1 protein-coding gene is annotated in these 13,429 nt (G+C 50.3%); it reads left to right on the top strand.

What is annotated here, in order from left to right:
* Position 1 precedes the first annotated feature (1 nt).
* A complete protein-coding gene (locus ACWHAR_RS05725) occupies positions 2-13,414 on the top strand; it encodes a type I polyketide synthase (RefSeq protein WP_032874971.1) in 13,413 nt (4,470 codons plus the stop codon).
* Positions 13,415-13,429: the final 15 nt, after the last annotated feature.

Below are 13,429 nucleotides of genomic sequence, written 5' to 3'. Positions count from 1 at the left end.
CGTGAAGAACTTCAATAAGCAAATCACTTTATCGCTGAAAAATCCGTTTATTTTACATCATGACGTTTACGGACAAAAAGTCCTTCCGGGATTGGCTTATATTGATATGTTTTATCAGATTTTCAAAGAGCGCGGCTATTCATACGACGGGCTTCAGCTGCGCCATTTATCCATATATCAGCCGCTTATTGCGAAAGAAGACAGCGCCGTCAAGCTTACGGTTGAATGTACAAAGGTAAAAGAAGGGCGCTGGAAACTTACCGCAAAAGGGGCTGAGGTCAGCGGCGGACGAGTCCAGCCGAAAGAACGCATTTACGTCAAAGCGGAAATGCACGAGACGGCACCCGCAGTTTTCAGTGACACGCTTGATCTTGACTCTGTCAAACGCGAGGCGGAACGCACCATCAATTTAAATGAGCTGTATGCACAATGCAGAAGCCAGGAATTGGTTCACAGCGGATATATGAAAGCAGAAGGAGAAGTTTTTGAGGAGTGGGACGGCGTCACCTTTGATGTATCGCTCGGAAAAGACGCGATGGGACAGGCCGGAGGGTTTTTGTTCCATCCGACTCTTCTTGACGGAAGCGGCGTCGGCGCAAACCTATTGATCTCATCGTTGTTAAATGGGGAAAAGAGGCTGTTTCTGCCTCTTTTCTACGAATCTTTTACAGCTTCTGAACCTTTGCAGGCCGGCTGCATCACGAGAATCAAACGTTCGTCGCTTCGGCAGGAAAAGGAGCTTATTTACATTACACTGGAGTTTTTTAACGCATCCGGCCGGAAAGTAGCCGAGCTGAAAGATTTCACAAGCAAGCTCGTGCGGGATGCCGAGCTGATCAATACAGACTGTAAGCCTGCTGAGAAGTCTCCTGAAAAAGCCGGTTTACCGGAAGTTGCGGCATCGCTTGAAGGCGGACACCCGCATGAGGAAGCAGAGCGGTATGTCATGAATCTGATGGCGGAAAAAATCGGCAAGCCGCTTGAACAGATTGATTCTCAAGTCGGCTACTATGAAATGGGCCTGACATCGTCCGGACTGCTTGACGTCGTCGAAACGATCAGCGAAAAAATCGGAGAAACCCTTTCTCCGACTTTGCTGTTTGAATATACGACGGCAGCAGAGCTGGCGGCTTTCCTGACTGAGCAGTACGGGAGCCATTTCAGCGCGTCTCCGGCAAAAATGGAGAAGCCGGTTGAGACGCAAACAGAAAAAAGGCGGAAAAGCAGTGTGCCGCAAGATGAAGATATCGCCATTATCGGCATGGCCGGCCGCTATCCGCAGGCCGAAAATATTCATGAATTCTGGGAAAACCTGAAAGAAGGAAAAAACTGTGTCACCGAAATTCCGGAGTCTCGCTGGGACTGGCGCCGGTTTGAAAATGTAAAGTCGCCTTCCGGAAAGAGCATTTCAAAATGGGGCGGATTTATCGATGATCCGGATTGCTTTGATCCCCAATTTTTCCGGATTACGCCGCGGGAAGCTGAAACAATGGACCCTCAGGAACGGCTGTTTTTACAAACATGCTGGGAAACGATTGAGGATGCCGGATATACGCCGAAGTCGCTCGCAGAGGCGCGCGGACGGAATAAGAGACAGCGCGTCGGCGTCTTCGCAGGGGTGATGCATAAGGATTATACGTTGGTCGGGGCTGAAGCTTCTTCTGAAGATCATGTATTCCCGCTTTCTCTTAATTATGCGCAAATCGCAAACAGAGTTTCATATTTTTGCAATTTTCACGGGCCGAGCATGGCGGTCGATACGGTCTGTTCATCTTCGCTGACTGCGGTTCATCTTGCTGCGGAAAGCATTCGGCGCGGGGAATGTGAATCGGCGGTTGCCGGAGGCGTCAACTTGTCGCTGCATCCGAATAAATATCTGACATACGGTTTATGGGACATGTTTTCAACAGACGGGGTTTGTCATACATTCGGGAAAGACGGAGACGGCTATGTACCGGCTGAAGGAATCGGTGCCGTTTTATTAAAACCGCTGCGGGAGGCGGTAAAAGACGGAGACCGGATTTATGCGGTGATAAAGGGCAGTGCCGTCAACCATGTGGGGACAGTGAGCGGAATTTCCGTGCCGAGCCCTGTCGCGCAGGCCGATTTGATTGAAGAATGCCTGGACAAAGCGGGCATCGATCCGCGCACGGTCAGTTATATTGAGGCGCACGGGACGGGAACTTCTCTCGGCGATCCGATTGAGGTTCAAGGCCTTGTCAAGGCGTTCCGCCAGTACACACAGGACAAACAGTTCTGTTCGATCGGATCAGTGAAGTCCAATATCGGCCATGCGGAATCGGCGGCGGGCATCAGCGGCTTAAGCAAAGTTGCCCTGCAGCTTCACCATAAAACTTTGGTGCCGTCTCTTCATTCCGAGGAGCTGAATCCGTATTTAGATTTTGAACAATCACCGTTTTACGTCCAGCATCTTACCGAAGAGTGGCAGCAGCCCTCAGTGACGGAAAACGGAAATGAGACCGTATATCCCCGGCGTGCAGGGATCAGTTCTTTCGGGGCGACAGGTTCAAATGTGCATCTCATTCTGGAGGAATTTATCCCTGAAGAATCACACGGAACAGCGTATGAACCGGCAGGAGAACAGACATTCATTTTTCCGGTTTCAGCCCGGAATGAAGAACGGCTAAAAGAGTACGTTGCGAAGCTGTCTGCATTTATTCATCCCGGCCTGCCGCTTGAGGATGCGGCGTATACACTTCAGATCGGCCGTGAACAGATGGAGGAGCGGGTTGCGTTCACCGCTCAGAATATGACACAGCTCAAAGAGCGGCTGGAAGGCTTTCTGGCAGGTAAAACGGTCAGCGGGTGCTGGCGGAACCGAGCTGATAAAAGCAAACAGGCAGAGCTTGCTCCGGACTTGATACATAAATGGCTTTCTTCCGGAAGTCTGGAGATGATTGCTGAGAAGTGGGCCGGCGGAGGAACAATGGATTGGAATCTCTTATACGGTGAAAACAAACCGAATCGGGTCAGCCTGCCGACATATCCGTTTGAAAAAACACGGTATTGGGTGCCGAAGGCGGAGAAAAAAGATTCGTTCCCGCAAAAAAATGCAGGCATGCTGCACCCGCTCCTGCATGAAAATGTATCAAACATGTCAGGCGTCCGTTTCCGCTCTGCGTTTAGCGGCGGAGAATTTTTCCTGAAAGATCACGTCGTCAAAAACGAGCGGACGTTACCGGGCGCGGCTTATCTGGAAATGGTTCGGGCGGCCGTTGAACACGTTGCAGAAACGAAGGAAGAAGGAACAGTCCGTCTGAAACATGTCGTATGGATACGTCCGTTTACAGCGGCGGATGAGTCCGCAGAACTGTATCTCCGTCTTTATGACGAAGAAAATGGGGACATGGGATTTACGGTTTACAGTGAATCGGCTTCCTCGGAACAAGAGTCCGTTCTCTATGCGCAAGGAAGCGCGGCGTTTGTGCGAGCGGGCGAACCGGCCAAAATCGAGATTGACAAATTAAGAGAGTCACGCCGTCTGATCACACCTGACGCTTGCTATCAGGCATACAAACAGATGGGGATTGAATACGGGGATGCTCACAAAGCGGTCACGGAAATCTATGCAAAAGACAGCAAAGTGCTCGCGAAGCTCTCACTTCCGTCATCTATTTCTCATACAAAAGATCAGTTTGTCCTCCATCCGAGCCTTTTGGATGCGGCCTTCCACGCGACAATCGGGTTAATGCTTGACAGAGACGGGACTGACATACGCCCGATGCTGCCGTTTGCTCTCGAACAGATTGATGTGTTGAAAAGCTGTAAAAGCGATATGTGGGTATCCATTGCGTACAGCGGCGAAAGCAAGCCTGAAGATGCCGTGCAGAAGCTGGATATTGATGTATGTGACGAACAAGGCAATGTATGTGTGAAAATAACTGGTTATTCCGCACGGGAAATTGAAACGGATAAAACAGATACACTATATTTTGAACACGTATGGGAAGAGAAGGCCGCTGTACATGAAAAAGCGCCGATCCATTTCAAAGCCCGTCACGTGATGATATCTGACCGGTTTACGGATCAAATGAACAGCATACAGACAGACTTCAGCTGTCATATGCTCCGTGATCAGCAAAAGAGTGAAGACGAACGGTTTGAAGCTTGTGCGCTTCAGGCGTTCGAAGAAGTGAAGAAAATCCTCGCTTCAAATTCCGGCGGGCGCGAGCTCATTCAGATTGTCGTGCCTCAAGAAGCGGATACGCAGCTCCTTTGCGGCTTAACGGGGCTTTTGAAAACAGCGGCGCTTGAAAACCCGAACCTGACCGGCCAGCTGATTGAATTGGAGCCGGACGTCAAGGCAGACACGCTGTCACGATATGTAAAAGAATGCAGCGCTCATCCTGATGACAAGCATATTCGCTATGAAAATGGCAGGCGCTATACGGCGCAATGGCAGGAAACAGGGCTTGAACAGTTCGGCGCCGAAAAGCCGTGGAAGGATAAAGGTGTTTATCTGATCACAGGCGGTGCAGGCGGTCTCGGATTTTTGTTCGCCAAAGAAATCGCCCGGCATGCAAAAGACGCCGTTCTTATTTTAACGGGGCGTTCTCTGTTGGATAACCGTAAAAAAGCCCAGCTTCAAGAACTGTCCGATCTCGGCGCGCAAGCCGTGTACAAACAAACGGACATGACGGAAAAACAAGAAGTTCAATCGCTCACAGCCGACATCTGCCGGCAGTACGGCGGATTAAACGGTATCATACACAGCGCCGGAATGATAAAAGACAACTATATTCTGAAAAAGCACAAAGATGAAATCCGTGATGTACTGGCGCCGAAAGTCTCCGGACTGGTTCATCTGGATGAAGCGGCAAAGGACATTGAGCTGGATTTTCTGATTCTTTTCTCTTCCGGAGCCGGAAGCGCCGGAAGCGCGGGTCAGGCTGATTATGCGATGGCCAATGCGTTTATGAACGCCTTCAGTGAAAAAAGAAACCGTAAAAAAGCCCGAAATGAACGCTATGGACACACCCTTTCAATCTGCTGGCCGCTTTGGAAAGACGGCGGCATGACGGTTGATGCTGAAACGGAAGCCATGCTGACAAAAGAAAGCGGCATGGTCCCTATGCAAACAGAAAACGGCATTCAGGCTTTGTACCGCGGGTGGGCGGCAAACACATCCCAAGTCATGGTGACGGAAGGCTACGCCGCAAAAATCCGGGCGTTTCTGAAAAAATCAGCGGATGATCAGCCGGATAAGGGCAGCGAAACGGAAGAAACGGCAGGTCTTACAGCTGGTGGAGAGAACATGCTTGCAGAAAAAACGGAGCATTTCTTGAAACAAGTGCTTTCGGAAGTGACCAAACTTCCTGTCGGCAAAATTGACGCCAAGGCGCCTATGGAAGATTACGGTATTGATTCGATTATGATTATGCATTTGACGGGCCGGCTGGAAAAGAGCTTCGGTTCATTATCAAAAACTTTGTTTTTCGAATATCAGAATATCGAATCGCTGGCGCAGTATTTTATGAAAGCACACCGGGACACGCTGCTGGAAGTGACCGGGATGAAAACAGAAGAAACCCCTGCAGCCAAACCGGTGCTGTCTGAGAAAGCCGAAATAAAGCCTGTTTCCAAACGGAATGAAGGCAAAAAAGGCTTTGCGCAAGTCCGTCCAGACACGCGGGAAAATCAGCAGCTGACGGAGCGTGAAGATATCGCGATTATCGGTATATCAGGACGATATCCGCAGGCCGAAAATCTTCAGGAATTTTGGAAGAATTTGAGTGAAGGCACTGACTGCATAACCGAAATTCCAAACGATCGCTGGGATCACAGTCTTTATTACGACGCTGATAAAGATAAAGAAGGCAAGACGTACGGAAAATGGGGAGGATTTTTGAAAGACGTGGACAAATTTGATCCGCAATTCTTCTCTATTTCGCCCCGGGATGCAAAATTGATGGACCCGCAGGAGCGGTTATTCCTGCAATGTGTCTACGAAACGATGGAAGATGCCGGTTACACGCGCAAAAAGCTCACGGGAAAATCGGGTGATTTGCTTGGCGCCAATGTCGGTGTTTACGTCGGCGTCATGTATGAGGAATATCAGCTTTACGGAGCAGAAGAACAGGCGCGCGGAAAATCGCTTGCGCTGACCGGAAATCCGTCATCAATTGCGAACAGGGCTTCCTATGTATTCGGTTTTAACGGCCCGAGCATGGCTCTGGATACGATGTGCTCTTCTTCTTTAACAGCCATTCATCTGGCATGCCAAAGCTTGCGGAACGGGGAATGCGAAGCAGCATTTGCCGGGGGCGTCAATGTATCCGTTCATCCGAATAAATATTTGATGCTCGGCCAGAACAGATTTTTATCAAGCAAAGGCAGATGTGAAAGTTTCGGAGAAGGCGGAGACGGTTATGTGCCCGGTGAAGGAGTGGGCGCCGTACTCCTTAAGCCGCTTTCTAAAGCAAAAGCGGACGGTGATCATATTTACGGCCTGATCAAAGGAACGGCCGTGAACCATGATGGAAAAACAAACGGGTATTCCGTACCGAATCCGAACGCCCAAGCCGCGGTGATCAAACAGGCGTTAAAAGACGCGGGAACCGATCCGAGGGCGGTCAGCTACATCGAAGCCCACGGCACCGGGACTTCACTCGGCGATCCGATTGAAATCACGGGTCTGACAAAAGTCTTCTCAGAACAAACACAAGATAAACAGTTTTGCTCTATCGGCTCAGCGAAATCCAATATCGGGCACTGTGAAAGCGCGGCGGGCATCGCGGGGCTGACGAAGGTGCTGCTGCAAATGAAAAACAAGAAGCTTGCGCCGTCACTGCATTCCCGGACGCTTAACCCGAATATTGATTTTCCGAGTACGCCGTTTAAAGTGCAGCAGACGCTTGAAGAGTGGAAAAGACCGGTCATAAATGATAAGGAATTGCCGAGAACCGCGGGACTTTCCTCATTCGGAGCCGGCGGCGTCAACGCTCATATCGTCATCGAAGAATATTCCGCTGATGAGGATAAGGAGACGGCTTTTGCCGCGCCTCATCCGTCGATGATCGTCCTTTCCGCGAAAAATGAGCAACGGCTTCAAAAACGGGCGGAACGTCTTCTTGATGCGCTGCGGAGCGGGCGTTACCGGGAAGTGGATCTGAGCCGGATCGCATATACGCTTCAAATCGGCCGTGAACCGATGGAAGAGCGTCTCGGAATGATTGTCAGCAATTTGCGCGAGCTTGAAGAGAAGCTTGACGAATTTACGGGCGGCAAGGAGTCAATTGACCAGCTCTACCGCGGACAAGTCAAACAGAATAAAGACACGATGGCGCTGTTTGCGGCTGATGAGGACATGGAAAAAACCATTGAGGCATGGCTTGAAAAAGGCAAAGCCGCAAAGGTATTAGAGCTTTGGGTGAAGGGTCTTCCGCTGAATTGGGATAAGCTGTATCAAATGGGCAGACCGCAAAAAATCAGTCTCCCGGCCTACCCGTTTGCAAAAGACCGTTATTGGATCGACATATCAGCAGATGCAGCTGTCAAAAAACCGGCCGACACACAGTCTGCGCCGATCGCACCGGCGGCCGTCCCGGAACCGGTCATTGAAGTAACAACTCTTCACGAGGAGACTGCCAAAGAAAAACCGTCAAACATTTCATTGCAGCCTTTGAGCGGCGCGAAACCGAAAAGAACCGTACAGTCTGTTTCCCGTCCGGCGGTTTCCGCTGAAAAAGTAAGTGCCGTATTGACCGAAAGTTTGGCAGACGTTTTATATATGGATGCCAACGATATCGACGCAGACGACACATTTATTGATATCGGCATGGATTCAATTACCGGTCTTGAATGGATAAAGGCCGTTAATAAAACGTACGGCACGTCTCTTACGGTGACGAAAGTATATGATTATCCGACAATCCGCCAGTTTGCGGCCTTCTTGCAAAAAGAGCTCGGAACAGAACCGATCCTTGAGGAAGCAACCGAACCGCAGAAAACAGAGGCCGTGAAAAAACCGTCAAACATCATGCTGCAGCCTTTAAACACTTATAAACAGCAGGTAATCCAAGCAGAAGCGGATATTCTGGAGGCGATGTCTGAAACGGCAGCTTCCGCCGAACCGGAAGAACCGATTGAAGCGGTGCATGACGAGTTATCAAAAGCACTGGCTGATGTATTGTACATGGAGCGGCATGAAGTAGATATTGATGAGGCCTTTATTGACTTGGGTATGGATTCGATTACCGGTCTTGAATGGATAAAGGCCGTCAATAAACGGTACGGCACGGACTGTAACGTAACGAAAGTGTATGATTATCCGACAATCCGCCAATTTGCCGATTTTCTGCGTACGCAGCCGTCCGTCCGCGGCAGAAAAAAACAGGCGGTTCCCGTACGTCCAAAGCCGCTTACGCAGCAACATGCCCTGCAGGAGAAAACACCTGCCGAGCCTGAGAGATTAACGGTTCAAAAGGAACCTGAACCGGTGCAGGCCAAACGGGAGCCTAAAGATGAGATAGCGGACGCGATAGCCATCGTCGGCATGTCGGGCAAGTACCCGGATGCGCCGGACCTAAAGACGTATTGGGACAACTTAGCCCGTGCGAAAAACGCCATTCGCGACATCCCGCTTTCCCGCTGGGATGTAAACAAATACTATGATCCGGCCTTAAACAAGAAGGGCAAAGTATACTGCAGATCAATCGGTATGCTTGACGGCATTGAAGAGTTTGATCCGCTGTTCTTTAATATATCTCCGTCTGAAGCGGAACTTATGGACCCGCAGCACCGGATATTTTTACAGGAAGGTTTTAAAGCCTTTGAAGATGCGGGTTACAGCTCAAAAGAATTGAACGGGAAAAATTGCGGCGTTTATTTGGGGATTATGAACAATGAATACGGCATGATGTTAAACAAACATCAGACAGGAGGAAGCGCGACGGGCAACAGTTTCAGCATCGCGGCGGCCCGCCTGCCTTATTATCTCAATTTGAAAGGGCCGGCCATTCCGATTGATACGGCATGTTCTTCATCTCTCGTCGGGACTCATTTGGCGCGTCAGGCGCTGTTGAATCATGAAATTGACATGGCGCTTGTCGGCGGTGTCACCTTGTATTTAACGCCTGAATCATACATCAGCATGTGTGAAGCCGGAATGCTGTCTCCTGACGGCCAATGTAAAGCATTTGATAACAGTGCGAACGGATTTGTGCCTGGCGAAGGCGCGGGGGCGCTCGTTTTGAAGAGGCTGAAAGATGCGGAAGCCGATCAAGACCATATTTACGGAGTCATTATCGGATCTGGAATTAACCAGGACGGAAAAACCAACGGCATTACCGCACCAAGCGCGAAAAGCCAAATGGATTTAGAGCGCCAAGTGTATGAAGCGCACAACATCCACCCTGAGAGCATCACCTATGCGGAAATGCACGGCACCGGCACAAAACAGGGGGATCCGATTGAATTAGAAGCCCTGTCTTCTGTATTTAAGGAAAAAACGGACCGCAAACAATTTTGCGCCATCGGTTCGGTTAAATCGAATATTGGGCATACGTCGGCAGCGGCAGGTGTAGCAAGCGTCCAGAAGGTTCTGCTGTCGATGAAGCATCAGCAGCTTGTGCCGACCCTTCATTTCAGCACGCCGAATGAACATTTTGATTTCGATGACTCGCCTTTATTTGTCAATACCGAACTCAAACCTTGGGAAACAGGCGGAGCACCGCGGCGGGCCTGTGTCAGCTCATTCGGCTACAGCGGCACAAACGCTCATCTCGTTATCGAAGAGTATCAGCCGAAAGACCGGGGAAGCCGTAAGCCTGATGAGACAAACATTTTTGTGCTGTCGGCGAAAAAAACGCCTCAGGTAAAAACCTATGCCGAGTCTGTGATCGAATTTGCAAAAGCCAATCAGAATATCAATCTTTCAGATATGGCGTACACGCTTCAAACCGGGCGTGATGCGATGGATTACCGTCTTGCGGTTACAGCCGGTTCGAGAGAAGAACTGATCAGCCGTTTAACCGATTTTGTAAACGGAAATACGGGTGAAGGGATATATGAAGCCCATATCAAAACGGCTAAAAAAGAAATCAAAGCATTTGAAACGGACGATGACCTGAAGCAGCTCGTAAGGTCATGGTTCGATAAGAAAAAATACGCCAAAATAGCGGAATTGTGGGCCAAAGGGCTTCAGATGGACTGGGACAGACTCTATCAAGGCGAAAAACCCCGCAGAATCAGTCTCCCGGCTTACCCATTTGCGAAGGAGCCGTACTGGCTGCCTGAGCCGAAAGCCGTACCGCAGGAAACAGAAGACCGGCGCGAGGCTGTGTTTCTAGAAAAGCAATGGGTTCAGTGTGAGATCGATTCGGCCGGTGAGAAAAGCGGCAGGACGGTCATGATTCTGGCTGATGCAAGGACAGCTGAGCTAGCCGAAGAGACTGCGAAGCATTTCGCTGACTCATTCATTCTCCCGGTCGATTCCGCTGACACTGCAGCTAGCAATTGGAATCACATAGATGGCGCAATCGATCTGACGGGATGCGGAGACGAAGACCCTTCACTGGAAGAGCTCAGCCGGCTCCAGACTCTGATTGATACAAGCCGCCGGCAAGCGCGGCCGCTGACGCTGCTATATGTAACAAAAGGCTTGGAGCCATTTCAGCAGAAAACGATTCATCTTGCAGGAGCGGCAAAAAGCGGCCTGTACAGAATGCTTCAAAATGAGTATCAAAACGTGACGTCCAGACACATGGATGCCGATACAGATACGGATCAGCAGACGCTTGCCAAACAGATTGCAGATGAATTTTCGGCGGACAGCACAGAACCGGAAATCTGCCGCCGAAACGGACAGAGATACCGCGCTTTATTCACGGAGATTCCAAGCAGGAAGCGAGCAGAACATAAGCCCGCACCGTTTCCTGAAGACCATGTGCTTTTCATTACCGGAGGCACAAGGGGACTGGGTCTCTTATGCGCCCGCCATTTCACAGAAAAACACGGGGTGAAAAAAGTAGTGCTGACAGGCAGGGAGCCGATTCCTCCCCGTCATGAACGGTCAGCCGTTAATACGAGGCTGAAAGAGAAGATCCGGGCGATTGAAGAGCTCGAAGCAAAAGGAGTGCAAGTGGCGGTGATCAGTCTGAAATTGTCTGATCATGATGCGGCGGCAGCGGAAATTGAAACAATCCGGCGCACGATGGGACCGATCGGCGGTGTCATTCACTGTGCGGGATCGGTTAATTCAGTAAATCCGGCGTTTATCAGAAAGACTGCCGACGACATACAAGAAGTGCTTGAACCGAAAGTCGCCGGGCTTCAAACATTAAGCAGCCTTTTCACAAATGATCCTTTGCAATTTTTTGTCTTATTTTCTTCAGTATCTGCAGTCGTTCCGGCGCTCGCAGCGGGACAATCGGATTATGCGATGGCAAATGCGTACATGGATTATTTCGCGGCGGCTCATCAGCATCAATATCCGCTGGTCAGCATTCAATGGCCGAACTGGAAGGAAACCGGATTAGGTGAAGTCCGCACAGAAAGCCTGAAGCAGACCGGGCTGCTGGGACTGTCCAACGCGGAAGGACTTGACTTGCTGGACCGCATTTTATCTGAAAACATCCGCCCGTCCGTTCTGCCGGCTATCGTTGATCGGAGCGAATGGCATCCTGACAGGCTGCTCTGTCAAGAGAAAACACAAAAAGAGACTGAAGCCGTAATAAACGGCAAAGCCGCGGAAAAACATTCAGACAGAGACCTGCTTCTTGATACGAAGGCGTGGCTTGTGAAACTGTTTTCCGATGAGCTGAAAATCGCTCCGGAAGAACTGGAAACAGACGAACCGTTTCAGGATTACGGGGTTGATTCGATCATTTTAGCGCAGCTTTTACAGCAAATGAATCAAGCGCTCAAAGAGGACTTAGACCCATCTGTTTTATATGAACATCCGACAATCGACGCGTTTGCCGAATGGCTTGTATCCAATGGGCAGCCGCTGCTTACAGAAAGGGAGGAACCTGATACAGAAATGTTGGTTCCGGCTGCCGTACAAACGGTTCACACTGAACAAAAGCGTGATGCCGTAACTGAAGACATTGCTGTCGTCGGAATGAGCTGCCGTTTTCCGGGAGCGGAATCGTTAGACCAATATTGGGACTTGCTGAGAAGCGGCAGGTCCGCAATCGGCTCCGTCCCGGCGGAACGTTTCGGATATGAAAATCAATACGTTGCGGGATTGATTGACAATATGGATCACTTTGATTCCGAATTCTTTTTCATTCCGGAAAACGACGCGAAAGCGATGGACCCTCAGGCGTTGGCGGTGTTGGAAGAGAGCTTGAAACTTTGGTGCCATGCCGGCTATACCCGTGAAGAAATCAAGGGCATAGAAGCCGGTGTGTATATCGGAGGCCGCAGCCAGCATCAGCCTGATCCTGAAAGTCTTGCGAATACCCGCAACCCGATCGTTGCGGGCGGGCAGAATTATTTAGCGGCAAACGTTTCGCAATTTTTTGATCTGCGCGGGCCGAGCATCGTGCTTGATACGGCTTGTTCATCGGCTTTGACAGGAATGAACATGGCCGTTCAGGCACTGAGAAGCGGCGATATCAAAGCGGCGGTAGTTGGCGGCGTCAGCCTGCTGAACACGGATGCGGCGCACCGGATGTTCCAAGAGCGCGGGCTGTTAAACGAAAAACCGGCATTTCACGTATTTGACAAGCGTTCAGGCGGAGTTGTCCTCGGTGAAGGCATCGGCATGGTGCTGTTAAAAACAGTAAGACAGGCGCAAAAAGACGGCGACACGATACACGCGGTCATTAAGGCCGCCGCCATGAACAATGACGGCAGAACGGCAGGCCCGTCAGCTCCTAATATGCAGGCGCAAAAAGACGTCATGCAAAGCGCGCTTTTCAAAAGCGGCAAAAAGCCGGAAGACATCACTTATATCGAAGCAAACGGATCGGGTTCCGCGGTGACTGATTTGCTTGAGCTGAAGGCGATTCAATCCGTATACCGCTCAGGTCAGCATGTTCCGCTCGGCATCGGGTCAATCAAGCCGAACATCGGGCATCCGCTTTGCGCAGAAGGCATCGCAAGCTTCATTAAAGTCGTATTAATGCTGAAGCATAAACAAACGGTTCCGTTTCTCTCAGGAGACGAACCGATGCCGCATTTTGATATAACAAAGACAGATTTTCACTTTCATAAAACAGCCGGCGAATGGGATGCAGCCCCGTCAGCAGCCATCAACTGCTTTGCTGACGGCGGAACGAACGCCCACGTCATTCTGGAAGCTTGGGAAGAAAAAGATACCCGAATGAAAAGAAAGCCGCTGCCGGTACCGTCATTAAGACGTAAGGCTCTGGTAAAAGAGCCTGATGCACCGGCGGAGAAACAAGAGCTTCCTGCGAAAAAAATGTTCTGGAAAGCATTTAAATGAGAGAGGAGTGGGAAG

The organism is Bacillus sp. LR--39 (assembly GCF_053613335.1).
Note: the sequence above shows the minus strand (reverse complement) of the source record. Positions and strands in the feature narration are given on the sequence as shown.